Here is a 26,734-nt window from a genome sequence, read left to right on the forward strand (position 1 = left end):
GGGTGGGCGTGGGGGCAATGTGCTCGGCCTGCAGCCAGTCGTCCAGGCTCCAGCCGCGGCGCACGGCGGGATGCTCGCGCGAGACCAGGCACACCACCTCATCGGCAAACAGCTTGCCCAGGTGCAGGTCGCCCGGCGGTTCGGGCCAGTTGCCGATCACCAGGTCGGCCCCGCCATCGGCCAGTTGCGCGTGGTAGTGCGCGTCGGGCGAGAGCGGCAGGATCTCGATCGGGCACAGCGGCGCCTCGGCCTTGATGCGCGCCACCAGGCGGGGCAGAAACAGCGGGTCCAGGTAGTCGCTGGCCGCGACGCGAAAGCTGCGCGTGCTGGTGCGCGGATCAAACCCCCGCGCATCGGAAAACAGCGCCTCGGCGCTGCGCAGAATGTCGGCCGCCGGCTCCACCATGCGCAGCGCGGCATCGGTGGGCACCATGCTGCTGCCCGAGCGCACCAGCAGCGGATCGCCCGCGAGCTCGCGCAGGCGTTTGAGCGCGCTGGACACCGCCGGCTGGTGCATGCCCAGACGGATAGCGGCCCTCGATACGCTGCGTTCAGTGAGCACGGTGTGCAAGACCCTTATGAGATGGAGGTCTATCTTGTCGAAAAGGGCTTGGTCTCTCATAGTTGTTTGCGCATTCGCGTCATATGCTGGCGCTTATGCGGGCCAGCGCAATGCGTTCTACCCTTAGTAACCGCATTTGGAGCGGATCACACAACTCAGCGAAGCGATCTTGGCTAGGCGCTCTGCCGCAGGCAGTACAAACCGTACGGCAAGGCAGAGCAACAACGCCAAGAGAGTTTTGTTATCCGCTCTCATCCTGTACCGCTGTACCCTTTGTCCATGCGCCCCTTGCACTTCATCCGTCGCGGTCAGCCTGTAGCGCTGGCCAATGTACCACCCGAGCGCACGCTGCTGGAGCTGCTGCGCGAAGACCTGGGCGCCACCGGAACCAAGGAGGGCTGCGGCGAAGGCGACTGCGGTGCCTGCACCGTGGTGCTGGGCGAAAGGGAGGGCACAGGCGCCGACGAACGCATCCGCTACCGCGCCATCAACGCCTGCATCCGCCTGGCGCATTCCATCGACGGCATGGCGCTGTGGACGGTGGAAGACCTGACCGAGGACCCGTTGATTGAAGCAAACGATGCAAAAGCCACGGCAGGTTTGCACCCCGCGCAGGAGGCGATGGTGCAGTGCCACGGCTCCCAGTGCGGCTTCTGCACCCCCGGCTTTGTCATGAGCCTGTTTGCCATGTACCAGAACCGCTGCTGCCAAGGCGAGGCGATCACGCGCGCCGATGCGGTGCACGACCTGTCGGGCAACCTGTGCCGCTGCACCGGCTACCGCCCCATTCTGGACGCCGCCCAGGCCATGGGCGATCTGCCGGTGCAGGCCGTCAACGAAACCAAATTGCTACAACAATTGAAGCTGCTAGCGCTTGATAGACAAGCGCTAGAGCCTGATTTGACCTATATTTCTCCTACCACGGAAGCGGCCCTGCTGGCGGCGCGCGCCGCACACCCGCAGGCACAGGTGGTGGCGGGCTGCACCGACGTGGGCTTGTGGGTCACCAAGCAGCACCGCCAGTTTGCGCAGGTCCTGGACGTCACCCAGGCGGCCGAGTTGCGCCGCATCGAGCGCGATGCCGGCCACCTGCGCATTGGCGCCGCCGTGACGCTGGCCGATGCCTTTGGCGCCTTGCAGCAGCACTGGCCCGACGCCCTGCGCTTTGCCGCCCGCTTTGCCGGCTTGCCGGTGCGCAACTCGGGCACGCTGGGCGGCAACGTGGCCAACGGCTCGCCGATTGGCGACTCGATGCCGCTCCTGATCGCGCTGCGCGCCCGCGTCGAACTGGGCAGCGTGCGCGGCACGCGCGAGCTGGCGCTGGAAGACCTCTACACCGGCTACCGGCAAAGCGTGATGGCGGTGGACGAGTTGCTCCTGCGCATCCACGTGCCCCTGCCCCAACCGCATGAACGGCTGCGCGCCTACAAGGTCTCGAAACGCTTTGACGACGACATTTCGGCGGTGTGCCTGGTGCTCAACCTCACCATCGAACACGGTTCTGTTCAAGCAGCCTCGATAGGTGCCGGCGGTGTCGCCGCCACGCCGGCCCGCGCCCGCGCGGCCGAGGCCGCGCTCGTCGGCCAGCCCTGGAGCGAAGCCACGGTGCAGGCCGCCACCGCCGCACTGCAGGCCGAGTTCAATCCGATCTCGGACATGCGCGCCAGCAGCGCCTACCGCCGCGCCATGCTGGCCGCCCTGCCCCGGCGCTTCTGGCTGGAAACCCAAGGGGGTGCACCGGCCAGCCTGGACCTGCTGGCCTTGGAGGAATTGCCATGACTGCACGCGATGGACTTTCCCTGAGCCGCGATGCCGTGGCCGATCCGGTGACCGTGACAGCCCACGCTGCGGGCGATCTGCCGCCCGCGCCGCAAAGCCAAGCGGCAGCCGCGTCACCGCGCGCGCTGGGCCATCCGCATGCGCACGAGAGCGCCCGTGCCCAGGTGGCGGGCAACGCCAGCTACATCGACGATCTGCCCGAGCTCAAGGGCACGCTGTACGCCGCGCCCATCCTGTCCAAAGTGGCGCACGGGCGCTTGAACGGTGTGGACACAGCCGCCGCGTTGGCGATGCCCGGCGTGCGTGGCGTGGTGCTGTCGGCCGACATTCCGGGCGACAAGATGCTGGCCGCGTTTGCGCACGACGAGCCGGTGTTCGCCTTTGAGACCGTGCAGCACGTGGGCCAGGTGGTTGGCGTGGTCGTGGCCGAGTCCGTCATGCAGGCGCGCCGCGCTGCGCGCGCCGTGCAGGTGGACATTGCCCCCCTGCCGGCGGTGCTGGACCCACGCGCGGCGCACGCGCAGCAGAGCTACGTGCTGCCGCCGGTGTTCGTGCGCCGGGGAGCGCCCGACACCGCGATGGCGAGCGCGCCGCACAAATTGTGCGGCAGTTTCGATGTGGGCGGCCAGGAGCATTTCTACCTGGAAGGCCAGATCGCCTACGCCCTGCCACTGGAACAAAACCAGTGGTGGATTCATTCGAGCACGCAGCACCCCGGCGAAGTGCAGCACTGGGTGGCCCACGCACTGGGCATCGACAACCACGCCGTCACCGTGCAGTGCCGGCGCATGGGCGGTGGTTTTGGCGGCAAGGAGACGCAGGCCGGCCATCTGGCGGTGTGGTCCGCCGTGGCGGCGCACAAGTTCGGCGCGCCGGTCAAGCTGCGGCTCGACCGTGACGACGACTTTCTGGTCACCGGCAAGCGCCACCCGTTTGCCTACGACTACGAGGTGGGGTTTGACGCGCGCGGCCGCATCACGGCGCTGGTGCTGACCATGTTGGCCAATTGCGGTTTCTCGGCCGACCTGTCCGGCCCGGTGGCGGACCGCGCGGTGTTCCACTGCGACAACGCCTATTTCCTTGAAAACGTACTGGTGGCGTCCTACCGCTGCAAGACCAACACACAAAGCCACACCGCGTTTCGCGGCTTCGGCGGCCCGCAGGGCGTGATTGCGATCGAGCGCATTCTGGGCGATATTGCCGGTGCGCTCGGGCTCGACGCCTTTGACGTGCGCATGGCCAACCTCTACAGCGACGAGCCACTGGCGGGCGGAGGCAAGCGCGACACCACGCACTACCAGATGCAGGTGGAAGACAACATCCTGCACGCGCTGATGCCCGAGCTGGAGCGAACCTGCAACTACCGCGCGCGAGCGGCCGAGATTGCTGCCTGGAACGCCCGGCAGACAGCGCTGCGCCGCGGCATCGCGATCACGCCGGTCAAGTTCGGCATCAGCTTCACGGCCACTTTGTTCAACCAGGCCGGCGCGCTGGTGCATGTGTACACCGACGGCAGCGTGCAGGTGAACCACGGCGGCACCGAGATGGGCCAGGGCCTGCACACCAAGGTGGCGCAGATCGTGGCGGACGAGCTGGGCGTGCCGATGGCGCAGGTGCTGGTGACGGCCAGCGACACCAGCAAGGTCCCCAACGCCAGCGCCACGGCGGCGTCCAGCGGCACCGACTTGAATGGCCGCGCGGCGCAGTTCGCCGCACGCAACATCCGCGACAACCTGGCCTCTTTCGTCTGCGGGCTCGACACCTGCGGCGCGGGCGAGATTTCCTTCGCAGGTGGCGAAGTCATCTCGCCCAAAGGCCGGCGCAGCTTCAACGAAGTGGTCAAAGAGGCCTACGCCAACCGCATCCAGCTCTGGAGCGACGGTTTCTACCGCACGCCGAAAATCCATTACGACAAAACGACGCTGACCGGCCGACCCTTCTTCTACTTCGCCTACGGCGCCGCCTGCAGCGAGGTGGTGATCGACACCCTCACGGGTGAGAGCCGGGTGCTCAAGGTGGACATCCTGCACGACGTGGGCCACAGCATCAACCCGGCGATCGACATCGGGCAGATCGAAGGCGGATTCATCCAGGGCATGGGGTGGCTGACCACCGAGGAGCTGGTCTGGAAGGCCGACGGCGCGCTCGCCACCCATGCGCCCAGCACCTACAAAATTCCTGCCACCGGCGATGTGCCCAAGCACTTTCGCATCGCCCTGTGGCCCGAGGCCAACCGCGAAGACAACGTGGGCGGCAGCAAGGCCGTGGGCGAGCCGCCTTTCATGCTGGCGGTCAGCGTGTACGAGGCGCTGCGCCACGCGATTGCCGCCGCCTGGCCAGGAGGCAAGGCCAACGGCCCCGTTGCGCTGACGGCACCTGCCACCGCGGAGAACGTGCTGCGCGCACTCTGCCGTATATGAACGGCAGGCCTGACTAGGTGTCCACCATCGACTGCACGGCTCCACGCGGCATCACCACTCGATTGCGCCCAGCCCGCTTGGCCTCGTAGCACGCCATATCGGCGGCACGCAGCACCGCCGATACATCTTTGAGCTCGCTGGTCAACGGCACCAAGCCGATGCTGACGCTGAAGGTAAAGCTGCGACCGCCATACACCGGCTCCCAGGCAGACACGGCAGCGCGCAATTGCTCGGCCACAGCCAAACCATGCGCAGCAGAGCAGGCAGGCATGACGACGACAAATTCATCGCCCCCCAGCCGCGCGACCCAACCCGCCTGGCGCACCTGCGCTTCCAGCAGGCGCGCAACGTGCGCCAAGACGTCGTCGCCGGCTTCGTGGCCCGCAATGTCATTGACCAACGTGAAATGGTCCAGATCCAGGTACATGACCACGCCGCACAGGGCGTCAGGTTCTGAGTGGCCCACCGATTGGCCTGCTGCCGCGCGACCCAGCAGCACCCCACGGAGCCGATCTTCAAATGCGCGCCGGTCGGGCAGGCCTGTGACAGGATCATGCAGGCGTTCGCGCCCGCGCTGTCGACGCGCCTCGTGCACGGCCGTCAATTCCTCCAGAATCCACACCGTTCCCGCCAGCATGCCGGGTGACTCCGCGGCACGCCCCTGCACACGTGCCCAGACCGGGCTACCGTCCTTGCGTGCGAAACAGACGTCACCGTCGAAAGCACCGTGAGCGGCAAACGCAGTGCGTACCCGCTTCTTCCATTGCCCATACGCATCATCGGATCCGTACAGCGCGCGCACAGCCTTGCCTTGCAATTCATCGGGCGCGTAGCCCAGCATTTGTGCGGCCTGGCGTCCCAACATGCTCAGGCGCGCAGCGCGGGTAATCACAAGTCCTACCGGGGCATGGTCGAGAATGGCTTGCAGCCGCCCAGCCAGCGCCCGATCATGCAACTGCTGTCCATTGCGCTGCTGCACAAACGTCTCCAGCACCTGTGCCAGCGCCGCCACCTCGTCGCTCCAGACCTGCACCGGTGCCACCGAATCGTCGAACCCGGTCGGCTGCGCTAGCCGCACCGCACGCTCACGCAGACGTGCCAGTGGCTGCATCTGCCAAAGGTTCAGCATCGCCGCGACCAGCGCGATCAGGCCCACTGCCATGGCTGCCAGCCACCACGCGCGGCGCTGCGCACCCTTCAGAGGGGCCAGCAGTGCCTGTGTATCGCTGATGCGTGCAACGGTCCATTGCGGCAGCGGCATGCTCGCCAGGCTGACCACATGGCCTGACACTGTTTCGGTGAGTATCCGATCACCGCTCGCACCCTGCGCCTCAAGCCAGTGCTGGCTCACCTTTTTCAGCCCCGGCTCATCGCTCACATTCCCCAACACGCGCGTGGGGTCCGGATGGGACAAGATAGTGCCGTCCCGTGCGAACACCACAAGGCGCGAGCCTGAGCGTTCAGGAGGCGCAATGGACGCGGGCAGCAGACCCTGCGATTGCAGGCGCAATGCGCCCGCGACCACGCCCATTACGCTCCCGTCCTTGGCGTGCAGCGGCTGGGTGAAGAGCACGCGCGCATCGCCGGCGCGGCTGCCGACCACCTCGGACACAATGGGTTTTCCCTCCACCAGCGTGCGCCGCAGGGTGTCGCGCTCATCGGGCTCCAAGGCGGCGGCCTCCCCCTGCACGCCATATTGCAGGTTGACGCGCAACGATCCATCGGCCCGGGCCACCTGCATGGCGTCAAAAAACTGCACTGCAGGCAAGCCTTGCTGGAGCAGCCAATCGAGCGACGATGGCGCTTCGAGCATTTCAGGCGTAATGCCTGCGGCTACGGTGCGCAGCACCTTCTGGCTTTGTTCAATCTTGCTGGCGAGCACGCGCGCCAAGGTCTGCACCTCATCGCCCTGCTGGCGCACGACCCGCTGGAGGGCTTCGTCAGCGGCGGCGCGCGTGGCGACCCAGCCCGAGAAAGCCCCAGCCAAGGCCACTGCAGCGACCAGCAGCAAGACCACGCGCAGGCTCAAGGTGCCTGGCAGCACGAAATGCCTGGCGTCCTGCCGCGTGTTCATGGCGCAGCTGATCGGGATCGCGATGCGACCACGGTGACAGGTAAGAACGACATCGCAGACATGGCTGCCGATGAATATACGCAGCCCTCACAGTCACCGTGCCTGGGTGGAACCCGCAACAGGGCGTATGAAAACCCTGAGAACCACAGGGCAGCCTCACGCAAAGGCGATGCTGAACAAGTCACCGCGATGACGCGCGCCGTGCATCGGGATGGGATGCAAGGCGCAAAGCCGCAAACCGTACCGACATACGGCAAGGCGAAGCAACGCAGTTACCTCTTTGATTGCGAACCTGTATCAAACACCCGCTACGGCCTGCAGCGCGCGCGGCTGCAGGAGCTTGAGCACATTGCCCGAGCCGTGAATCAAGCCATGCTCGCGCAGGCTGCGCAGGACGCGTGAGAAAGTTTCCGGTGCAATGCCCAGCTGCGCAGCAATCAAGCGTTTGCGCTGGTGCAGCGTCACACTCATCGCGCCATTGGCGTCGTTCTGCGCGTGGTGCAACAGCCACTGCGCACAACGCGCTTCGGCGTCTTGCGCCAGGCGGCTCACCGCCAACTCCGTTTGCTGGTGGTAACCCATGGCCATGTCATGCATCAACAGTTGTGCCGCACGTGGCAAGGCCTCCACCGCCATTCGAAACTGCGGCAAAGGCTGGCGCCGCAATTGCACCCGGGTTTCGGCAACCATATCGACGGCACAGGGCTGCTCCAGCATGGCAGAGGCAGCATCAAGCCAGAACGGACCGTCGACCACGCCGAGCTGATGGCGGATCTGCTCCCCCACACGCAGACACAGGATCACCCGCCCTTGCAACAGATGCAAAACGTCCTGAGGGCGCTCATGGCGCTGCCGCAGCACCTCGCCGGGTACCGCAGATTCCACTGCAGCGGAGAGAGGAGAAGAGAGATTGGGCAACATCCGAACCACTTTGCAAGGTGGTCAGAATGCAGATATTGAGCAATATCAAAAGGGCAGCCGACCAGACCTCTGGCACAGGCGCCGTTTGTCTTGCATCAAGCCGATGCACATGCTGCAATGCAACATCGATGGCCTGCCGATTTCCCTATCTCCAAGCAAGCTAAACACGATGGTCGCTGCATGATGATCAGAAAATCTGCCAGATACGCAAGGTTCTGGCATGGCGCTCAAGACCCGGCTGCGGGTGCCGCATCGCGCCAGCCACCCCCCAATGCCTTGTACAGCGCCACCTCGTTTTGTTGGCGCGCCAACCCAATCTGCGCGACGCTCTGCTGCGTCGCAAACAGCGAGCGCTGGGCGTCGAGCACGTCCAAGTAGCTGGCAACACCATTGCGGTAGCGCAGGTCTGCCAAGCGGAAACGGTCGGCCTCGGAGCTTGCTTGCGCCTGTGTCGCAGTCAGCTGCTCGCCGAGCGTGGATCGGCTTGCGAGCGCGTCAGCCGCCTCCCGAAACGCCACCTGAATGGTTTTCTCGTACTGCGCCACGGCCACCTTGCGACCGACCAGTGCTGAATCCAGGTTAGCCTGGTTGCGTCCACCATCAAAAATCGGCAACAAGGCCTGCGGTGCCAAGGTCCAACCCCAGGAGCCGTTCTTAAACAAACCGGACAGCGCACTGCTCCCTGTTCCAGCGCTGGCCGTCAGCGAAATGCGTGGGAAGAACGCCGCACGGGCAGCGCCAATGTTCGCATTGGCCGAGCGCAACTGCTGTTCGGCCTGAAGCACGTCAGGCCGGCGTGTCAGCAAGTCTGAAGGCAGACCCGCGGGGACGTCTGCAAACGTCGCCAATGGCAGGCCGTCTGTACGAAGCAAGTCATCTGGCAAGGGCCCTCCCGCCAGCAATGTGAGCGCGTTCACGTCCAGCGCACGCAGGCGCTGCTGCTGTGCGAGCGTAGCGCGCGCAGCAGCCGTGAGCGATTCGGCTTGGCGCAGATCAAGTGCCGAGCTCACCCCCTGGTCAAAGCGCAACTGGGTCAGCCGCTGCGAATCTTCGCGCGTGGCAAGCGTGCGCTGCGTCAAGGCCAGCAAGGCATCGTTCGTCTGAAGGCTCAGCCAGGCGTTGGCAAGCGCTGCCACCAGGCTGGTCTGCACCGCATTGCGCGCCTCCTGCGTGGCCAAATACTGGGCCAGTGCCGACTCTTGCAGACTGGCAATGCGGCCAAAGAAGTCGATTTCCCAGGAGGCCAGGGCAACGCCCGCTGCGTAGGTGCTTTGGATACCACCACTTCCATTGGTCGCCGGCTGGCGCGTTCCGCTGGCCGCCAGGTTGACGGTGGGAACGCTGTCAGCGGCGCGGATCTGGTACTGCGCATGCGCCTGCTCAATGGCCAGGGCGGCCAGACGCAGGTCGCGATTGCCGTCCAGGGCACGCGCAATGATGGCCCGCAGGCGTGCGTCGTGCACGAAATCCTGCCACGGAATGTCTGCCGCAGGCTGACTGGACACCGTGCTGGCAGCGCTTTCAGGGTACTGTGCCGCGATCGGCGCTTCAGGGCGCTGGTAGGTAGGCACAAACGAGCAGCCGGTAGCCAACACAGCTAGCGCACTGGTCGCCAGCAGCCACAGCCGGGACACGCGCGTAGGAATGGGCAGCATGGTGGCCTCAGGCATGGTGATCCTCCGCCGCGTTGTGTTGGTGCGCATGCTGGGCATCGAACTGGCGTTGGCGTGCACTGCCCTTGAACAGGCCGCGCACCAACACGAAAAAGATGGGAACAAAGAACACCGCCAGTGCAGTACCGGTCAACATTCCGCCAATCACGCCAGTGCCGATGGCGCGCTGGCTGGCCGAGCCAGCCCCAGTCGCCAGCGCCAGTGGCAGCACCCCCAGCGTGAAGGCCATGGAGGTCATGGAGGTCATGACGATAGGGCGAAACCGCAAGTGGGCAGCGGCCAGCGCCGCCTCAATCACACCCTTGCCCTGGGCCTGAAGGTCCTTGGCGAATTCAATGATCAAGATCGCATTTTTGGCCGACAGGCCAATGATGGTCACCAACCCCACTTGGAAATACACGTCGTTCGAATAGCCTCGCAAAAGCGTCGCGAGCAGCACACCGAGCACGCCCAGCGGCACCACCAGGATGACCGACAACGGGATGGACCAGCTCTCATACAGCGCCGCCAGACACAGAAACACCGCCAGAATGGAGAAGGCATACACGACGATGGCCTGCGAACCCGCAAGTTTTTCTTCGCGCGACTGGCCAGTCCACTCGTAGCCGAAACCCGCCGGCAGCTGCGCGGCGAGCCGCTCCATTTCTGCCATCGCCGCGCCGGTACTCTGACCGGGTGCGGCCGATCCGCTGATGCGCATGGCCGAATAGCCGTTGTAGCGCACGGTCTGCATGGCACCCGTCACCCAATGCGTGCTCGCAAAGGCCGAGAACGGCACAGCCTTGCCCTGCGCGTTCGGCACGTTGAGCTTTAGCAGATCTTCGGGCTGCATACGTGCAGGCGCATCGGCCTGCACCACCACCCGTTGCAGGCGCCCAGCATTCGGAAAATCGTTCACATAGGCCGAGCCCAGCGCCGTGGAAATAGTGCTGTTGATGGCATCGTACGACACGCCAAGCGCGCTGGCCTGGGCACGGTCGATGTCGATCTGCAATTGCGGCGCATCTTCCAGCCCGTCAGGGCGCACCTGGGACAGCACCTTACTTTGGGCCGCCATGCCGAGCAACTGGTTGCGCGCGGCAAGCAAGGCGTCGTGGCCCAGGCCGGCGCGGTCCTGCAGGCGGAAGCTGAAGCCCGAGGAAGAACCGAGCTCGGGGATCGGCGGCGGGTTAAGCGGGAAAATGAAGGCATCACGAATACTCGAGAGCGCACCGAACGCGCGCCCTGCCAACCCCGTGGCAGAACTGCCTGGGCCCTTGCGCTTGTCCCAGTCGGTCAGTGTGATGAACGCAAGCGCCGCGTTCTGCCCCTGGCCGGAAAAACTGAAACCGAGCACACTCACCATGCTTTGCACCTCGGGCTGCTTGAGCATGAAGCCTTCGACCTGCTTCATTACGGCCAGGGTCCGCTCCTGGGTAGCGCCAGGAGGAAGCTGGACATTGACCAGCATGGTGCCTTGGTCCTCTTCAGGCAGGAAAGACGTCGGCAGACGCGTATAGACCACTGCAGCCGCCACACCGATAGCGAGATACAGGATCAGCGTGCGCGGAGCACGCCGCAGCACGCGCGCCACCATGCCTTCATAGCCGTGGGTCGTGCGACTAAAACCCCGGTTGAACCAGCCAAAGAAACCGCTCTTGGCATGGTGGTGCCCGGCTTCCACCTGCTTGAGCAGCGTCGCGCACAGTGCGGGTGTGAGCGACAGCGCCAGGAAGGCGGAAAAGGCGATCGACGCCACCATGACCGCGGCAAACTGGCGGTAGATGTTGCCCACCGAACCGGCAAAGAAGGCTAGCGGGGTAAACACGGAAATCAGCACCACCGTCACGCCCACAATGGCGCCCGAAATCTGGCCCATCGCCTTGCGTGTGGCCTCGTGCGGGGGCAGGCCCTCCTCGCTCATGATGCGCTCGACGTTTTCCACCACCACAATGGCGTCGTCCACCACGATGCCAATCACCAGCACCATGCCAAACATGGTCAGCACGTTGATGGAAAAACCCAGCGCCAGCAGGGTGGCAAAAGTGCCCAGCAGCGCCACCGGCACGACAATGGTCGGAATGATGGTGTAGCGCAGGTTTTGCAGGAACAGGAACATCACCAGAAACACCAGGCCGACGGCTTCCGCCAGCGTCTGCGCCACCTGGGAGATGGAAATCTGCACAAAGCGCGAACTGTCGTAGGGAATCGACCACTTCATGCCTTGCGGGAAAAAGCGCTCCAGCTCGGTCATCTTGGCGCGCACCGCCTTGGCCGCCGCCAGAGCGTTGCCCGACGGCGCGAGCTGCAAACCCACGCCGACAGACGGCTTGCCATTGAGGCGGGCCGAGGTGGCATACGACTGCCCTCCGAGTTCGATGCGCGCCACGTCGCGCAGGCGCACCGTGCTGCCGTTCGGGTTGGCGCGCAAGATGATGGCGCCAAACTCCTTCACACTGGCCAGTTGGCCGTTGACCACCACCGTCGCTGAAATACCCTGGCCGGCGACGTTGGGCAGGCTGCCCATCTCACCCGCCGACACCTGCGCGTTCTGCCCGCGGATGGCTGCTGTGACGTCGGCACTGCTCAGGTTGTAGCCAAGCAGCTTGTCTGGATCGATCCAGATCCGCATGGCACGCTCGGTACCAAACAATTGCGCCTGACCAATGCCGGGGAGCCGCTGCAACTCGGGCACTACGTTGCGCGAAGCATAGTCGCCCAGGGCCACCGGATCCCAATCGGGCGAATCGGATGAGAGCATGGCAAACAGCAAGAAGTTGCTGCGTGACTTGTCCACGCGCACGCCCTGCTGCGTCACTGCCGCCGGAAGGCGCGGCGCAGCGCGGGAGAGACGGTTCTGTACGTCCACCTGCGCCAGATCAGCGTTGGTGCCGGGCTCAAAACTCAGCGTGATGGTGCCGGTTCCGTTGGCCTGAGACACCGACTCCATGTAAATCAGGCCCGGTGAGCCATTCATCTCGCGCTCGATGACGGACAGCACGCTGTCTTCCAGGGTCTGCGCGGACGCGCCCGGGTACGCCGCTGATACGACGATAGACGGCGGCGCCACCGGCGGGTACTGGGCAATCGGCAACTGCGTGATGGCCACGCCGCCGAGCACCATGATGAAAAGCGCGATCACCCACGCAAAGATGGGTCGGTCAATAAAGAATTTCGCCATGCTGTGCGCCCCTTAGCGCGTTGCGGCGCTGGCGGGTGAAGCCGGTGCCTTCGCGCTGCTGGCGCCACCCGGGGACGCGGTGCTCGCACTGGCCGCCGGGCCGGCTGGGCCGCCAGACTGTTGGGCTCCAGGGGGGGTCCATGGCACGGCCTTGACGGGCGCATTGCCGCGCAGTTTCTGAAAACCATCCACCACCACCTGCTCACCCTTTTGCAGCCCCTCGAGCACGACCCAATTGCCGTTTTGCTGTCCACCGAGCTTGACCTGGCGTGGCACGGTCTTGCCATCGGCCCCCACCACCAGCACGCTGTCGCCACCAGCGGAGCGGGTGACCGCCTGCTGGGGCAGAAGCACCGCATTGCCGGCCTGCGCCTGCTCCAGTCGCACACGCACATACAGGCCGGGCAGCAGGCGCATGCCGGGGTTGGGCACTTCGGCCCGCAGCGTGATCTGACCGGTGCTGGCGTCTACCGTCAGGTCAGAGAACAGCAATTTGGCTGGCTCTCCATATTCCGTGCCATCTTCCAGCACCAAACGCACCACAGCGGCCTGCGTGCCACTGGCACTCTTGAGACGGCCTGCCTCAAGGGCGCTGCGCAGTGCCATGACCTGGGCTGCCGATTGGGTGAAATTCACATACAGCGGGTTGATCTGTTGAATCACCGCCAGCTGCGTCGCGTCGCCCTGTCCGACCAGCGCGCCTTCCGTCACGAGCGACTGACCGATACGGCCGGAAATCGGCGCAACCACATTGGCGTATTTCAGGTTGATCTGCGCCGTGGCAACGGCTGCCTTGGCTGCCGCCACATCGGCCGCATTGGCCTGCTGCGCAGCCACGGCAGTGGCGTAATCTTGCTGGCTGACTGCATTGGCCGCGAGCAGCGGCTTGTAACGCTGCGCGAGTGCGCTACTTTGCGACAAATTGGCCTCAGCCCGCGCCAAAGCAGCCTGTGCACTTTGCATGGCGGCGGCATACGGCGCGTCGTCAATGCGGTACAGCGACTGGCCGGCTTTCACATCGCTACCTTCGCGAAACAGGCGCTTTTGCACGATGCCGGCCACACGGGCACGCACCTGCGCCACCCGCGAGGCTTCGAGCCGGCCTGGCAGTTCGGTGAGCAAGCCCACTTCGGTCGGCTCAACGGTGATCACCCCCACCTCTGGCGGGGGCATCCCGCCACCGGGTGGCCCTTTCGGCGCATCACCCTTGCTGCATGCGGTGAGTGCCAACACCATGGCGCCCGCAATGGCCAAACGGTTCAGGCCGTGAGGCGGCCGACCAAGAAAAGCAAAGGCAGAAAACGCGGAGGCGAACGTGGCGCGTTGCAGATCAGGCATGAAAATTCTTTCGGAAATGCGGCAAGCGGTACCGGCAAGCGCGCCAGTCTAGTAGGACTTTGGAAACCGCGTGCGGTGGGCCGCAGTGGCGTGCAACAGCAGGAAGCGAAGAAAATTATACATACAACCATGAATGTATGTACCATGACCGCCATGATTTTCAGTCCGCACCATGGCCCGTCGTACCAAAGCTGAAGCCCAGATCACCCGTGCTGCATTGCTCGATGCGGCGGAGCTGCTGTTTGACGAACACGGTGTCTCGCGCACCTCGCTGGCCGACATTGCCAAGGCCGCAGGCACCACACGCGGTGCCATCTACTGGCATTTTGCCGACAAGGCCGCCCTGTTTGATGCCATGGTCGAGCGCGCCACCGAGGCGCTCGCGCCCGACATGCCGTGCGACGAGGCGGCCATCGATATGACGCAGCTGTGCTGTGGCCTGGTGGGAGCGCTTGAGGGCATTGCCCACCACCCGCACCTGCGCCGCGTCATGCGCATTGCGATCCACCGCGTTGAATATGTCGGCGAACTCGACGCGATCCGCGCCCGGCATTTGTCGTCGCACCGGGCCTGGACGGCGCGCAGCGAACGTGCTCTGGCCATCGCATTTGCCGCGCAAAAGCAGCCACCGCCCTTGAGCAGCACGCTCGCAGCCATCGGCCTGCAGGCGCTGGTGGAGGGTCTGCTGCAAAGCTGGCTGCTGGACCCAGACGCCTTTGATCTGGCAGAAACCGGCCGCGCCGCCGTAGCAAACTGGCTGCGGGGGTTGGGACTGGACGATGCCGCCTGCGCCGCGCCTGCCTGAGGCCACAGCGCAGCACCCCCTATTGCGTCGGCGCTATTGCACCGGCGCACCCGCCTCGAACCAGCGCCCCACCAGCGCACGCTCTTCGTCCGTCATGCCGGTGGCGTTGTTCATGGGCATGAGCTTTTGCACCACCACCATCTGGTAAATGTTCTGTGCGTTCTGTCGTACCAGGGCTGGTGAATCGAGCCGTATGTTCTTCATCTGTACCTGGGCGCCGTGGCACATGTAGCAGCGTTGTTCGAGAACGGCATGGAGTTTTTCATAGCCAATTAACCCTGCAGCGCTTGACTGGCTTGCGCTGGAAGCTATCGAACTTGTAGTACTCGCAACCACGGGAGCCGGCCGCAACCAAACGATGACGCCCACAATCACCGCCATGCCTACCAGCGCGTACGGCAGCGGGTTGCCATTGCGCCCTAGTTTGTAACCGTGGCGCGTGACGAAAAACTGGCGAATCGCGGCGCCGGCAAACATCATCAGAATCAGTACCAGCCAGTTCTGCGGGTGGTTCCAGGTAAAGCTGTAGTGGCCGCTCAGCATGGCAAACAGCACCGGCAGCGTGAAATACGTGTTGTGCACGCTGCGCTGCTTGCCGCGCTTGCCGTGGATCGGGTCGACCGGATGGCCGGCCTTGATTTGCGCCACCACGGTGCGCTGGCCCGGAATGATCCAGAAAAACACGTTGGCGCTCATGGCGGTGGCCATCATGGCGCCCACCAGCAAAAAGGCTGCGCGCCCCGCAAACCAGTGGCAGGCCAGCCAGGAGGCAGTGCACACCAGCACCAGCACCAGCAAACCTACGATGGCGTCGCCATTCTTCTTCTGGCCAAACACGCGGCAAATGGCGTCGTACAGCACCCAGAACACCACCAGAAAGGCGAGCGCCACGGCAATGGCTTCGGCGGGGGCCCATGCCATCTTGGACTTGTCTACAAGATAGGTGCTGGCGCTCCAAAGGTACGACACCGTGAACAGCGAGAAGCCGCTTAGCCAGGTGGTATAGCTTTCCCAAAAGAACCAGTGCAAATGCTTGGGCAGTTGGGGCGGTGCCACATTGAACTTGACCGGGTGGTAGAAGCCCCCACCGTGCACAGCCCAGAGTTCGCCACTGACGCCTTGGCGTTTTTGCTCCGCGTCTTCCGGCGGCGTGAGGCTGCTGTCGAGAAAGACGAAGTAGAACGACGAGCCGATCCAGGCAATGGCGGTGATGACGTGGACCCAGCGCAGCAGCAGGTTGGCCCAGTCAAACAGATAGCTTTCCATGTGGTGACCTCCGCGGCGGTTGCGATGCACGCCGCTGTGACAGCCTGCTCACCACTGCGGGCGCTCTGAGCAGAAAAAGAGGTCGCGCACTCGGGGTGCGTGGGCCATTGGACCCGCCCGCCCTGGGCACCGCTGCGACACAGGCACGAAGTGTATGCAAATTTTGTGTGCAATTCCAGCGCTGCGATGGCGATCAGACCTCGGATTTACCCTCAAACCCAGCATTCAATTGTTGCAGCAACTGCGCCGCAACGGCCACGGCAATCACCTCGGGCTGTTTGCCCAGGATGCCTGGCACCCCGATCGGACAGGTCACATGCTGCAGTTCCTCCGCCGAAAAGCCGCGGCGGCGCAGGCGACTGCGAAACGTCGCCCATTTGGTGGCGCTGCCGATCAGGCCAATGAACGGCAGATCTGCCGCCGTGCGGTGGCGCGTGAGGCAGGCAGCGACGATGTCCAGGTCTTCGGCATGGCTGAAGCTCATGATCAAGACGCGGGAGCCACTCGCCAGTTGCGGCACGGCGCCGTGCACGGGCTCGGAATGCTCGCACACCACGTTCTCCGGCGCCGGGTCCGGGAAAATGCCGTCGCGGCTATCGATCCAGGTGATCGCGAAAGGCAGAGGCGCCAGCACGCGCACCAGCGCATGGCCCACATGGCCGCCGCCAAACAGCGCCAGAGGCTCGAGCGCGGGCGAGAGGCGTTTTTGCAGGTCCGCAAGCTCAGCATCCTGCGCCGAGAGATTTTCAAACCGCAAGTGCATCACGCCGCCACAGCACTGGCCCAGGCTGGGCCCCAGGGCGTAGCGCAGGGTTTCATTCGGTAGGGTCTTGGGACCAAGCAAGCGGGTGCGCGCGTGGGCCATGGCCGCAAACTCCACATGGCCGCCACCAATGGTGCCCAGCACCTGATCTTCGAACACCGCCATCCACGCGCCCACTTCGCGCGGCGTGGAGCCCACGGTGCTCTCTATCGTCACAAGACAGGCTGGCGCCCTACGAAGAACTTGCAGGAACTGGTGCAAAAATGCCATCAATCAAGCTCCTCCAAAGACCATCGCTATGAAACCCGATTCCCCGCCACCGACTGTGCCACGCCAGCGCTGGTTTCGCACCGGGCTCATGGCTTCGGTCGCGGCCCTGATCGCCGCCTGCCGCTCGGCGCCCAGTCCGTCACCCAGCGTGCCCCACGTCACCGGCCCTGTCCCTGCGACAAAGGGCTCGGCGCGCCCCTCGGCGGCGAGCAACCCGCGCGCCTACCGCCAGGACGCCGCAACCCACCTCTACGGCCTGAATGCATCCCGCATCTACCAAGGCCGCTTGCCGCCGCTCCTCTATGCCATTGGGGTGCTGCAAGTGGACATCGACGCCCGAGGCCGTGTGCTGCGCACATCCTGGATGCGCGCGCCGCACCAGGCACCAGAAGTCATGGCCGAAATCGAGCGCACCGTGCGCGCAGCCGCCCCCTTCCCGGCGCCCGCCCGCATGGGCAAGGTCACCTACACCGACACCTGGCTGTGGGACAAGAGCGGCAAATTTCAACTCGATACCCTGACGGAAGGGCAGGACTAAGTGCATCCCCCTGAGGCGCTTCGCGCCTTCCCCCTTCTCTCGCATGGCTGCGCCATCCGGGAAGGGGGACGATGCCCTCACTGCGGGGCGGCCCTTGCTCGGCATCCCTGACCTGGGCCGCGCCCACTTCATCGCCCGAGCCCTATTCCGCACTCGCAGCCCACTCTCGCTACGACCCCCGGTAGGTCGAATAGCTCCAGGGGCTGACCAGCAGCGGCACGTGGTAGTGCTGATCGGCGTGGGCCACTCCGAAATCCAGACGGACCTGGCCGAGAAAATTCGGCTCCGGCAAGGCCACGCCCTTGCCCTTGAAATAGCGCGCCACATCAAAAGTGAGGCGGTACGTTCCGGTGCGCAGCGAGGCGTTGTCGAACAACGGCGCATCGGTACGTCCATCCTGGTTCAGTACCAGCTCTTTGAGCAACGTGGCCTGCTCACCGTCGGTGGAAAAGAGGGCGACGCGCATGCCAGCCGCCGGGCAGCCATGCATGGTGTCGAGAACGTGGGTACTCAGGCCCATAAGGCGATCTCCTAAAGTTCTGGGGCAGGGCAATTTCTGTGCACCGAAAGTGTATACACTTTTGGCAATCGCGCCTATCATGCCGCCATGGAATCCTCCACCCACGCCATTGTCGAATCGCTGACCCGCGCCATCGTCGAGCACCGCCTGCAGCCCGGCACCAAGCTGGCGGAGCAAAAGCTCGCGGACCATTTTGGTGTCTCGCGCACGCTGGTGCGCCAGGCCTTGTTCCAGCTCGCGCAGAACCGCCTGGTGACGCTGGAGCCCGCGCGCGGCGCCTTTGTCTCCACCCCGTCGGCCGACGAGGCGCGCCAGGTGTTTGCCGTGCGCCGCATGCTGGAGACGCAAATGGTGCGCGCCTTTGTGCAGAGCGTCACACCGGCCAAGATCAAGACGCTGCGCGCCCATGTCGCCAGCGAAGCCGCGGCCCTGGGCGCCCAGGACACCAGCGGACGCACCGAACTGCTGGGCGACTTTCATGTCCGCATTGCCGAACTGATGGGCAACGACGTGCTGGCCCAGTTGCTGCGCGACCTGATCTCGCGCTGTGCGCTCATCACGCTGATGTACCAGAGCGCCAGCGAAGCGGCGCACTCGCACGAGGAGCATGCGGAAATCGTCGCCGCGCTGGCGGCGCGCGACGAGGCACGTACGGTGCAACTGATGCACGAGCACCTCGAACATGTGGAAGCCAGCCTCGCCTTCGAGCGCAAACGCCCGGTCAACGACCTTTCGTTGGCGCTCTCGCCCCTTTGAATCTGCACACGCCATGACTTACGACAGCACCCTTGCCTACCCGCGCGACCTCGTCGGCTACGGCCCCAAGCCACCGCATGCCCGCTGGCCCGGCGGCGCGCGCATTGCCGTGCAGTTCGTGCTCAATTACGAGGAAGGCGGCGAAAACTGCGTGCTGCATGGCGACGCCGGCTCCGAGCAGTTCCTGTCGGAAATGTTCAACCCCGCGAGCTACCCCGAGCGCCACATCAGCATGGAGGGCATCTACGAATACGGCTCGCGCGCCGGCGTCTGGCGCATCCTGCGGGAATTCCAGCAGCGCGGCCTGCCGCTCACGGTGTTCGGCGTCGCCACGGCGCTGGAGCGCCACCCCGAGGTGGCCCGCGCCTTCGTGCAGGCCGGCCACGAGATCGCCTGCCACGGCCTCAAGTGGATTCACTACCAGCAGGTACCCGAAGCCGTCGAGCGCGAACACATGGCGCAGGCCATGGCGATCGTCGAACGCCTCACCGGCACCCGCCCCGAAGGCTGGTACACCGGCCGCGACAGCCCGAACACGCGCCGCCTGGCGGCCGATTTCGGCGGTTTTGCCTACGACAGCGACTACTACGGCGACGACCTGCCGTTCTGGATGAAGGTGCGCAAAACCGACGGCAGCGCAGTGCCCCAGCTCATCGTGCCCTACACGCTGGACTGCAACGATATGCGCTTTGCCCTGCCGCAGGGCTACTCGCACGCCGACCCCTTCTTCCAGTACCTGCGCGATACCTTCGACGTGCTGTATGCCGAAGGCGACCCAGCGGGCCTGGACCGGCCCAAAATGATGAGCATCGGCATGCACTGCCGCCTGCTTGGGCGGCCCGGCCGCATCACCGCCCTGCAGCGCTTTTTGGACCACATCGCGCAGCACAAGAACGTGTGGGTGTGCCGCCGTATCGACATTGCGCGCCACTGGGCAACGCAGCATCCAGCGCCAAAAATTTGAACAAAATTGGCCTCTAGCGCTTATCTGGTAAGCGTTGGCAGCTCACTTTTTGATAGGAAAGCCCATGGTTCTGACCCTGCAGGAACTCAACGCCGCCAGCCCCGCCGAGGCGCTGGCGCTGCTGGACGGCGTCTACGAGCACTCGCCCTGGATTGCAAGCCAAGCCCTGGCCGAGCGCCCGTTTCGCTCGCTCGCCCACCTCAAGCACGCCCTGGCGAGCACCGTGCGCAATGCGCCGGCCGATGCGCAGCTCGCACTGATTCGCGCCCACCCGGAACTGGCCGGCAAGGCCATGGTGAGCCAGACCCTCACGGCCGAATCCACCCACGAGCAGGGCACTGCGGGGCTGACCGATTGCTCCCCCCAAGAATTCGCGCGCATCCAGCAGCTCAATGCAGACTACAACGCGCGCTTTGGCTTCCCCTTCATCCTGGCAGTGCGCGGCCCGCGCGGCACGGGCCTGTCCCGCAGCCAGATCATCGAGACCTTTGCCCGGCGCCTGGACAACCACCCCGACTTCGAGCGCGCCGAGGCGCTGCGCAACATCCACCGCATTGCCGAAATCCGCCTCGCTGACAAGTTCGACGCCCATCCCGTACTCGGCAACGAGGTCTGGGATTGGCACGAGTCGCTCGCCCGCCATTCCGACCCCGGCTACGCCGAACAGGGCCTGCTCACCGTCACCTATTTGACCGATGCGCACCGCGCCTGCGCGCAGCGCATCAGCCACTGGATGCGCGACTGCGGCTTTGACGAAGTCGGCATCGACGCCGTGGGCAACGTGGTCGGCAAGTACCACGCGGCCGTCGAAGCAAAAGCGGCCAAGACCCTGCTCACCGGCTCGCACTACGACACCGTGCGCAACGGCGGCAAGTACGACGGGCGCCTGGGTATCTTCGTGCCCATGGCCTGCGTGCGCGAGCTGCACCGCGCTGGCCAGCGCCTGCCCTTTGCCATCGAAGTGGTGGGCTTTGCCGAGGAGGAAGGCCAGCGCTACAAGGCCACCTTCCTGGGTTCAGGCGCGCTCATCGGCCACTTCAACCCGGCGTGGCTGGAGCAGCAGGATGCGGACGGCGTCAGCATGCGTGCCGCCATGGAACATGCCGGCCTGTGCATTGCCGACATCCCCAAGCTGCAACGCGACCCGGCGCAGTACCTGGGTTTTATCGAAGTCCACATCGAGCAGGGCCCGGTGCTCAATGAACTCGATTTGCCGCTGGGCGTCGTCACCTCCATCAACGGTGGCGTGCGCTACGTCGGCGAGATGCTGGGCATGGCCAGCCATGCGGGCACTACCCCCATGGACCGCCGGCGCGACGCTGCAGCGGGCGTGGCCGAGCTGCTGCTGTACGTGGAGCAGCGGGCCGCGCAGGACGGGAACTCGGTGGGCACTATCGGCGTGCTGAACGTGCCCAGTGGGTCGATTAACGTCGTGCCCGGCCGCTGCCAGTTCACCCTGGATCTGCGCGCGCCGAATGACACGCGGCGCGACGCACTGAGCAAAGATGTGCTGGCCCAGCTCGCCGCCATCGCCACTCGCCGCGGCCTGCACTATCGGCTGGAGGAATCCATGCGCGCCGCCGCCGCACCCAGTGCCGCCGCCTGGCAGCAACGCTGGGAGCGGGCTGTAGAGGCCTCTGGCATTCCCGTTCACCGCATGCCCAGCGGCGCCGGCCACGACGCCATGAAGCTGCACGAAGTCATGCCACAGGCGATGCTGTTCGTGCGCGGCGAGAACGCCGGCATCAGCCACAACCCGCTGGAATCGACCACCAACGACGACATGGAGCTGGCCGTGCAGGCCTTCGGCCATGTGCTGCACCAACTTGCCAAGGAACCCGCATGACCGCCACGACCGCCGCCGCCCCCTACCAAGCGCTTGACGCCTGGATCGACCAGCATTTCGACGAGGAAGTGGCTTTCTTGCAGGCCCTGGTGCGCGTGCCCACCGACACGCCCCCCGGCAACAACGCGCCGCACGCCGAGCGCACGGCCGAGCTGCTAGCGCCCATGGGCTTCGAGGTGGAGCGCCACGCCGTACCGCAGGCCGAGGTGCAGGCGTATGGCATGCAGAGCATCACCAACCTGATCGTGCGCCGCCCCTACGGCCCTGCAGGCAGTGGCCGCACCGTGGCGCTGAACGCCCATGGCGACGTCGTGCCGCCGGGCGAGGGCTGGACGCACGACCCCTATGGCGCCGAGATCGTGGATGGCAAGATGTACGGCCGCGCCACCGCGGTCAGCAAGGGCGATTTCGCCAGCTTCACCTTCGCGGTGCGCGCGCTCGAAGCGGTCGCCAAACCCACGCAAGGCGCGGTGGAGCTGCACTTCACCTACGACGAAGAATTCGGCGGCCTGCTCGGCCCGGGCTGGCTGCTCAAGCACGGCCTGACGCATCCTGACTTGCTGCTGGCGGCCGGCTTCTCGTACGAGGTGGTCACCGCACACAACGGCTGCCTGCAAATGGAAGTGACGGTGCACGGCAAGATGGCGCATGCCGCCGTGCCCGACACCGGTGTCGATGCCCTGCAGGGCGCGGTGCATATCCTCAACGCCCTGTACGCCCTCAACATCGAAAACCGCAAAGTGCTTTCCGAGGTTCCCGGCATCACCCACCCGTACCTGAATGTGGGCCGCATCGAGGGCGGAACCAATACCAACGTCGTCCCCGGCAAGGTCACTTTCAAGCTCGACCGGCGCATGATTCCCGAGGAAAACCCCGCTGAGGTCGAGGCTGGCATCCGCGCCTGCATCGCCAAAGCGGCAGGCGAATGCCCGGGCATCACGGTGGACATCCGCCGCCTGCTGCTGGCCCACGCCATGACGCCGCTGCCCGGCAACCAACCGCTGGTGGAAGCCTTGCAAAAGCACGCGGGCGAGGTGTTTGGCGCCGTGCCACCCGCCGTGGGCACCCCCCTGTACACCGACGTGCGGCTGTACGCCGAGCAGGGCATTCCGGGCGTGATCTACGGCGCCGGCCCGCGCACGGTGCTCGAATCGCATGCCAAGCGCGCCGACGAGCGCTTGGATCTGGATGACCTGCGCCACGCCACCAAGGTGATTGCGCGCTCACTGCATGACCTGCTGACGCCATCGGCATAAAGCGGGCCTGCACGCGCTCACGCAGCGCCCTACACTGGCCGACACCTTCTGGCGGCTAGTCTGCTCCGCGCATCCAGTGCCGCCCGAAGGCGTCACCAAATCCGAGGAGACACCATGAAAATTCGCCACACCCTGCTGGCCGGCAGCCTTGCGCTCGCGCTGCTCAACCTGGCCGCCTGCAGCGCTGCCCCCCAGGCGGCGGCCCCACCCGCCGTCCAGCAAACCGCCGCCGCCCAGGCCGCGAGTGCCGCCTACGACTTCGACATGGACGTGTTCCACCCCGTGGTGGCGCACCACGGCATGGTGGCGACCGAGCAGGCACTGGCCTCGCAGATTGGCCTGGACATCCTCAAGGGCGGCGGCAATGCCGTCGACGCCGCCGTCGCCATCGGCTTTGCCCTGGCCGTGGCCTTGCCCAACGCCGGCAACCTGGGCGGCGGCGGTTTCATGGTGGTCTACAACGCCAAGACCGGCAAAAGCGTGGCGCTCGACTTCCGCGAAATGGCACCACGCGCGGCCACGCGCGACATGTACCTCGATGCCAAGGGCAATGTGGTGGACGGCAAATCCCTCTACACGCACTACGCGGTCGGCGTGCCCGGCACCGTGGCCGGCATGGAGCACGCTTTGACAACCTGGGGCACGATGCCGCTGGCCAAGGTGGTGGCACCCGCCGCTGCGCTGGCCGAGCAAGGCTACCCAGTGAGCGAAACCCTGGCCAAGGTGCTGCAGCAGGAAAAGAAGACCATGGGCCAATGGCCCGCCACCCAGGCGATCTTCTGGAAGAACGGCGAGCCGCTCAAGGCCGGCGACTTGCTGGTGCAAAAAGACCTGGCCGCCTCCATCCGCCTGATCGGCAAGGAAGGCGCCAAGGCGTTCTACGAGGGCGCGATCGCCACGAGAATCGCCGCCGAAATGGCATCCCACCCAGGCGCCCTCACGCTGGACGACCTGCGCGGCTACAAGGTGGTGGAGCGCGAACCCACGCGCGGCACCTACCGAGGCTATGAGATCGTCACCATGCCGCCGCCCTCCTCCGGTGGCCCACACCTGGTGCAGATGCTCAACATGCTCGAACCCCTGCCGCTGGGCGAGTGGGGCCCCAACAGCGCGCAGACCATCCACTACATGGCCGAGAGCATGAAGCTGGCCTACGCCGACCGCGCGCAATACCTGGGCGACCCCGATTTCGTCAAGATTCCGCTCAAGGGGCTGACGTCCAAGCGCTACGCCGCGCAGCTCGTCGCCGGTATCGACCCCCACCATGCACGCCCCAGCAAGAGCATCCAACCCGGCAAGCCCCAGCCGTACGAAAGCGACCAGACCACGCACTTCTCGGTCGTGGACCAGGCCGGCAATGCGGTGGCCGTCACCTACACGCTGAACACCAATTTCGGCAGCGGCATCGTCGCCGCCGGCACCGGCATCACGCTCAACAACGAAATGGACGACTTCTCGGCCAAGCCCGGCGTGGCCAACGCCTACGGCCTGGTGGGCGGCGACGCCAATGCCGTAGCCGCCGGCAAGCGCCCGCTCTCGTCGATGACGCCAACCCTGGTGCTCAAGGACGGCAAGCCGGTGCTGGTGACCGGCAGCCCCGGCGGCGCGCGCATCATCACCACCGTGCTGCAAACCGTGGTCAACACCATTGATTTCGGCATGAACCCGGCCGAAGCGGCCTCCACGCCGCGCGTGCACCACCAATGGACGCCCGACGAACTGCGCGTGGAAAAGGGCCTCTCCCCCGACACCCTCGCCCTGCTGCGCCAGCGCGGCCACAACGTCGTGGTCAAGGCCTCGATGGGGCGCACGCAGACCATTGGCCTGCGCGGCGGGGTGCTGTACGGCTATTCGGACCCGCGCAACCCGGATGGCAAGACGCTGGGCTATTGAGGCGCTCTCATTCCCTTCACAAGCCGCCCCTCGCCGGGCGGTTTTTTTTGGGGTCATGGCAGTTCTGCGCGCGGCATGCAGAATCCGAATTTGCTATTGAATAGATAGCTTCATGCGCTTTACCAGTAAGCGCTATAGGCATTTTTTACTAAAACTTTTTCCTCTTTTCAGGTGAGGAAGATTCGCAGCCAGAACCCAGATCGCGCGGGAGCGCAGGGTTTCTCTCTAGTCGAATCTTCTTATGGTTTGTATACACTTTTTGTATGGACTCAGTCGCAATGCACGGCTGAGCGTTGGCGCCCAACCTTTTTCTTCGCACCCCGCAAGGAACATTTCATGCAAGCGACTGTTCACCCTGTTGACGAACACCTGCCGCTGGGCAGGCTGACTGCGCTGGGACTCCAGCATGTGCTGGTGATGTATGCGGGCGCCATTGCCGTGCCGCTCATCGTCGGGCGCGCCCTCAACCTCACGCCCGACCAGGTGGCCAAGCTGATTTCGGCCGACCTGTTCTGCTGCGGCCTGGTCACGCTGATCCAGGCGCTCGGCGCGACCCAATGGTTCGGCATCAAGCTGCCGGTGATGATGGGGGTGACCTTTGCCTCCGTCGCCCCCATGGTGTCGATGGCGCAGACCACGGGGGGCACCGCCGGCGCCGGGCTGATCTTTGGCTCCATCATTGGCGCGGGGGTCATCTCCATCCTGATCGCGCCGGCCGTCAGCCGCATGCTTCGCTTCTTTCCGCCGGTGGTCACCGGCACCATCATTGCCGTGATCGGCATCAGCCTGATGCGGGTCGGCATCAACTGGATTTTTGGCAACCCGGTGGGCCCTACGGCGCCCGCCGTGGTCAACCCGGACTACGTCAAGTGGCTCAGCGAGGTGCAGGCCGCCGTCGGCGCGCCGGGCAGTTCGCTGCCGCCCGTCCCCAAGGGGTTTGCCGTGGTGCCGACCATTCCCAACCCCCGCTATGCCGACTTGACCGGCGTGGGGATTTCGGGGCTGGTGCTGGCAGCCATTTTGCTGATCGCCCGCTTTGCCAAGGGCTTTCTGGCCAACATTTCGGTGCTGCTGGGCATCGTCATTGGTGCGGTCGCCGCCGCTGCCATGGGGCTGATGAACTTTGACAAGGTCGCCAAGGCCGCCTGGTTCGACCTCATCCTGCCCTTCGAGATCGCCACGCCGATCTTCGACCCCATCCTGATCCTCACCATGACGCTCATCATGATCGTGGTGATGATCGAATCGACCGGCATGTTCCTGGCGCTGGGCGAGATGACCGACCGGAAGATCAGCCAGGCGGACCTGGCGCGGGGCCTGCGCACCGACGGCCTGGGCACGCTGATTGGCGGCATCTTCAACACCTTCCCCTACACCAGTTTTTCGCAAAACGTGGGCTTGGTGGCGGTCACCGGCGTCAAGAGCCGCTTTGTCTGCGTGGCCGGCGGCGTGATTCTGATCATCCTGGGCGTACTGCCCAAGATGGGCGCGCTGGTGGAATCCCTTCCCACCGTGGTGCTGGGCGGCGCCGGGCTGGTGATGTTCGGCATGGTGGCCGCCACCGGCATCCGCATCCTGGGTGGCGTCGATTTCCGCGACAACCGGGCCAACGCCATGATCGTCGCCGTCTCCATTGGCGTGGGCATGATCCCGCTGGTGGCGCCCAACTTTCGCCAGTGGATGCCGCACGCCATCCACCCGCTGATCGAGTCGGGCATCCTGCTGGCGTCGGTCACCGCTGTTCTGCTCAACGTGTTCTTCAACGGCGCCAACGGGGACACCTCGGCTGCCGTCCACGCCGCTCGCCAGGCCCAAGCCCACTGACTGGCGGCGGTGACAAGGCGCGGCCCCGGCAAGCCCGGCGCCGCGCTTTTTTACATCATGGGAAGCGGCCATCCGCAAACCATTGCTCTATGCTTGTAATGCCTTT

The 26,734-nt window shown here is 65.1% G+C and carries 20 protein-coding genes; 11 read left to right on the forward strand and 9 right to left on the reverse strand.

Annotated features, from left to right (window positions below; translation table 11 throughout):
- Positions 1–622 (reverse strand): LysR family transcriptional regulator (locus AC07ZH_RS19330; RefSeq protein WP_495200955.1); only part of this gene is annotated, 622 nt, incomplete at its 3' end.
- 219 nt (positions 623–841) lie between these two features.
- On the opposite strand from AC07ZH_RS19330, the gene xdhA reads away from it, so the two are divergent.
- Together xdhA and xdhB are read left to right on the forward strand one after the other, a co-directional pair.
- Positions 842–2,341 (forward strand): xanthine dehydrogenase small subunit, encoded by a 1,500-nt coding sequence (gene xdhA, locus AC07ZH_RS19335; RefSeq protein WP_495200956.1) that lies wholly within the window; start codon positions 842–844, stop codon positions 2,339–2,341.
- Positions 2,338–4,761, forward strand: coding sequence for a xanthine dehydrogenase molybdopterin binding subunit (xdhB, locus tag AC07ZH_RS19340; protein WP_495200957.1), 2,424 nt, complete (start codon positions 2,338–2,340; stop codon positions 4,759–4,761). Before xdhA ends, xdhB begins: the two co-directional genes overlap by 4 nt.
- Before the next feature lie 13 nt (positions 4,762–4,774).
- Here xdhB and AC07ZH_RS19345 read toward each other — a convergent pair whose 3' ends face one another.
- Positions 4,775–6,835 carry a sensor domain-containing diguanylate cyclase gene (locus AC07ZH_RS19345; RefSeq protein ID WP_495200958.1) on the reverse strand — a complete coding sequence of 687 codons (2,061 nt, stop codon included), beginning with the start codon at positions 6,833–6,835 and terminating at the stop codon, positions 4,775–4,777.
- 297 nt (positions 6,836–7,132) lie between these two features.
- Positions 7,133–7,756: a Crp/Fnr family transcriptional regulator gene (locus tag AC07ZH_RS19350; protein ID WP_495200959.1), complete on the reverse strand. Its 624-nt coding sequence runs from the start codon at positions 7,754–7,756 to the stop codon at positions 7,133–7,135.
- On the opposite strand from AC07ZH_RS19350, the gene AC07ZH_RS19355 reads away from it, so the two are divergent.
- A complete protein-coding gene (locus AC07ZH_RS19355) occupies positions 7,746–7,940 on the forward strand; it encodes a hypothetical protein (RefSeq protein WP_495200983.1) in 195 nt (64 codons plus the stop codon). The two genes, AC07ZH_RS19350 and AC07ZH_RS19355, sit on opposite strands and share 11 nt — an antisense overlap.
- A gap of 43 nt (positions 7,941–7,983) precedes the next feature.
- Here the strand turns inward: AC07ZH_RS19355 and AC07ZH_RS19360 are convergent, their stop codons facing one another.
- Genes AC07ZH_RS19360 through AC07ZH_RS19370 form a run of 3 tightly spaced genes read right to left on the reverse strand, consistent with a single transcriptional unit; the run spans position 7,984 to position 13,927 of the window.
- On the reverse strand, positions 7,984–9,426 hold the full coding sequence (locus AC07ZH_RS19360) for an efflux transporter outer membrane subunit (RefSeq protein WP_495200960.1): 1,443 nt from the start codon (positions 9,424–9,426) through the stop codon (positions 7,984–7,986).
- The gene (locus AC07ZH_RS19365) at positions 9,419–12,589 is read right to left on the reverse strand and encodes an efflux RND transporter permease subunit (RefSeq protein ID WP_495200961.1); all 3,171 of its coding nucleotides are present in this window, start codon (positions 12,587–12,589) and stop codon (positions 9,419–9,421) included. Before AC07ZH_RS19365 ends, AC07ZH_RS19360 begins: the two co-directional genes overlap by 8 nt.
- A 12-nt stretch (positions 12,590–12,601) precedes the next feature.
- Entirely contained in the window at positions 12,602–13,927 is a 1,326-nt protein-coding gene (locus AC07ZH_RS19370; protein WP_495200962.1) for an efflux RND transporter periplasmic adaptor subunit, read from the reverse strand.
- 172 nt (positions 13,928–14,099) lie between these two features.
- Between AC07ZH_RS19370 and AC07ZH_RS19375 the strand changes: the two genes are divergently transcribed.
- Complete coding sequence (locus AC07ZH_RS19375) at positions 14,100–14,732, forward strand: TetR family transcriptional regulator (RefSeq protein WP_495200963.1); 633 nt, start codon at positions 14,100–14,102, stop codon at positions 14,730–14,732.
- 33 nt (positions 14,733–14,765) lie between these two features.
- Here AC07ZH_RS19375 and AC07ZH_RS19380 read toward each other — a convergent pair whose 3' ends face one another.
- Both AC07ZH_RS19380 and xdhC read right to left on the reverse strand, forming a co-directional pair.
- Positions 14,766–15,998, reverse strand: a complete 1,233-nt coding sequence (locus AC07ZH_RS19380; protein WP_495200964.1) for a urate hydroxylase PuuD — start codon at positions 15,996–15,998, stop codon at positions 14,766–14,768.
- A 193-nt stretch (positions 15,999–16,191) separates the two neighbouring features.
- On the reverse strand, positions 16,192–17,031 hold the full coding sequence (xdhC, locus tag AC07ZH_RS19385; RefSeq protein ID WP_495200965.1) for a xanthine dehydrogenase accessory protein XdhC: 840 nt from the start codon (positions 17,029–17,031) through the stop codon (positions 16,192–16,194).
- 28 nt (positions 17,032–17,059) lie between these two features.
- Here xdhC and AC07ZH_RS19390 point away from each other — a divergent pair, with 28 nt between their 5' ends.
- Positions 17,060–17,569, forward strand: coding sequence for a hypothetical protein (locus AC07ZH_RS19390; protein WP_495200966.1), 510 nt, complete (start codon positions 17,060–17,062; stop codon positions 17,567–17,569).
- A 169-nt stretch (positions 17,570–17,738) separates the two neighbouring features.
- Here the strand turns inward: AC07ZH_RS19390 and uraH are convergent, their stop codons facing one another.
- Positions 17,739–18,089: a hydroxyisourate hydrolase gene (gene uraH / locus AC07ZH_RS19395; RefSeq protein WP_119108819.1), complete on the reverse strand. Its 351-nt coding sequence runs from the start codon at positions 18,087–18,089 to the stop codon at positions 17,739–17,741.
- An 87-nt stretch (positions 18,090–18,176) separates the two neighbouring features.
- On the opposite strand from uraH, the gene AC07ZH_RS19400 reads away from it, so the two are divergent.
- From AC07ZH_RS19400 to AC07ZH_RS19425, 6 genes are all read left to right on the forward strand, one after another.
- The gene (locus AC07ZH_RS19400; protein WP_119108820.1) at positions 18,177–18,845 is read left to right on the forward strand and encodes a GntR family transcriptional regulator; all 669 of its coding nucleotides are present in this window, start codon (positions 18,177–18,179) and stop codon (positions 18,843–18,845) included.
- 13 nt (positions 18,846–18,858) lie between these two features.
- Complete coding sequence (gene puuE / locus AC07ZH_RS19405) at positions 18,859–19,809, forward strand: allantoinase PuuE (protein ID WP_495200967.1); 951 nt, start codon at positions 18,859–18,861, stop codon at positions 19,807–19,809.
- A gap of 64 nt (positions 19,810–19,873) precedes the next feature.
- A complete protein-coding gene (gene uraD / locus AC07ZH_RS19410; RefSeq protein WP_495200968.1) occupies positions 19,874–21,655 on the forward strand; it encodes a 2-oxo-4-hydroxy-4-carboxy-5-ureidoimidazoline decarboxylase in 1,782 nt (593 codons plus the stop codon).
- Positions 21,652–22,911 carry a M20 family metallopeptidase gene (locus tag AC07ZH_RS19415; protein ID WP_495200969.1) on the forward strand — a complete coding sequence of 420 codons (1,260 nt, stop codon included), beginning with the start codon at positions 21,652–21,654 and terminating at the stop codon, positions 22,909–22,911. The genes uraD and AC07ZH_RS19415 overlap by 4 nt, the downstream gene beginning before the upstream one ends.
- A 114-nt stretch (positions 22,912–23,025) precedes the next feature.
- Positions 23,026–24,804 carry a gamma-glutamyltransferase gene (gene ggt, locus AC07ZH_RS19420; protein WP_495200970.1) on the forward strand — a complete coding sequence of 593 codons (1,779 nt, stop codon included), beginning with the start codon at positions 23,026–23,028 and terminating at the stop codon, positions 24,802–24,804.
- A 336-nt stretch (positions 24,805–25,140) separates the two neighbouring features.
- Positions 25,141–26,628 carry a nucleobase:cation symporter-2 family protein gene (locus AC07ZH_RS19425; RefSeq protein WP_495200971.1) on the forward strand — a complete coding sequence of 496 codons (1,488 nt, stop codon included), beginning with the start codon at positions 25,141–25,143 and terminating at the stop codon, positions 26,626–26,628.
- Positions 26,629–26,734 lie beyond the last annotated feature (106 nt).

This window comes from Simplicispira sp. GW247-4R2A, assembly GCF_059424465.1.

Coding starts and splice junctions, on each gene's coding strand:
- AC07ZH_RS19415 (WP_495200969.1), top strand. CDS start 21,652: ATGACCGCCACGACCGCCGCCGCCCCCTACCAAGCGCTTGACGCCTGG.
- AC07ZH_RS19360 (WP_495200960.1), bottom strand. CDS start 9,426: ATGCCTGAGGCCACCATGCTGCCCATTCCTACGCGCGTGTCCCGGCTG.
- AC07ZH_RS19345 (WP_495200958.1), bottom strand. CDS start 6,835: ATGAACACGCGGCAGGACGCCAGGCATTTCGTGCTGCCAGGCACCTTG.
- AC07ZH_RS19400 (WP_119108820.1), top strand. CDS start 18,177: ATGGAATCCTCCACCCACGCCATTGTCGAATCGCTGACCCGCGCCATC.
- xdhA (WP_495200956.1), top strand. CDS start 842: ATGCGCCCCTTGCACTTCATCCGTCGCGGTCAGCCTGTAGCGCTGGCC.
- uraH (WP_119108819.1), bottom strand. CDS start 18,089: ATGGGCCTGAGTACCCACGTTCTCGACACCATGCATGGCTGCCCGGCG.
- puuE (WP_495200967.1), top strand. CDS start 18,859: ATGACTTACGACAGCACCCTTGCCTACCCGCGCGACCTCGTCGGCTAC.
- ggt (WP_495200970.1), top strand. CDS start 23,026: ATGAAAATTCGCCACACCCTGCTGGCCGGCAGCCTTGCGCTCGCGCTG.
- xdhB (WP_495200957.1), top strand. CDS start 2,338: ATGACTGCACGCGATGGACTTTCCCTGAGCCGCGATGCCGTGGCCGAT.
- AC07ZH_RS19375 (WP_495200963.1), top strand. CDS start 14,100: ATGGCCCGTCGTACCAAAGCTGAAGCCCAGATCACCCGTGCTGCATTG.
- AC07ZH_RS19425 (WP_495200971.1), top strand. CDS start 25,141: ATGCAAGCGACTGTTCACCCTGTTGACGAACACCTGCCGCTGGGCAGG.
- AC07ZH_RS19365 (WP_495200961.1), bottom strand. CDS start 12,589: ATGGCGAAATTCTTTATTGACCGACCCATCTTTGCGTGGGTGATCGCG.
- AC07ZH_RS19370 (WP_495200962.1), bottom strand. CDS start 13,927: ATGCCTGATCTGCAACGCGCCACGTTCGCCTCCGCGTTTTCTGCCTTT.
- xdhC (WP_495200965.1), bottom strand. CDS start 17,031: ATGGCATTTTTGCACCAGTTCCTGCAAGTTCTTCGTAGGGCGCCAGCC.
- AC07ZH_RS19390 (WP_495200966.1), top strand. CDS start 17,060: ATGAAACCCGATTCCCCGCCACCGACTGTGCCACGCCAGCGCTGGTTT.
- uraD (WP_495200968.1), top strand. CDS start 19,874: ATGGTTCTGACCCTGCAGGAACTCAACGCCGCCAGCCCCGCCGAGGCG.
- AC07ZH_RS19380 (WP_495200964.1), bottom strand. CDS start 15,998: ATGGAAAGCTATCTGTTTGACTGGGCCAACCTGCTGCTGCGCTGGGTC.
- AC07ZH_RS19350 (WP_495200959.1), bottom strand. CDS start 7,756: ATGTTGCCCAATCTCTCTTCTCCTCTCTCCGCTGCAGTGGAATCTGCG.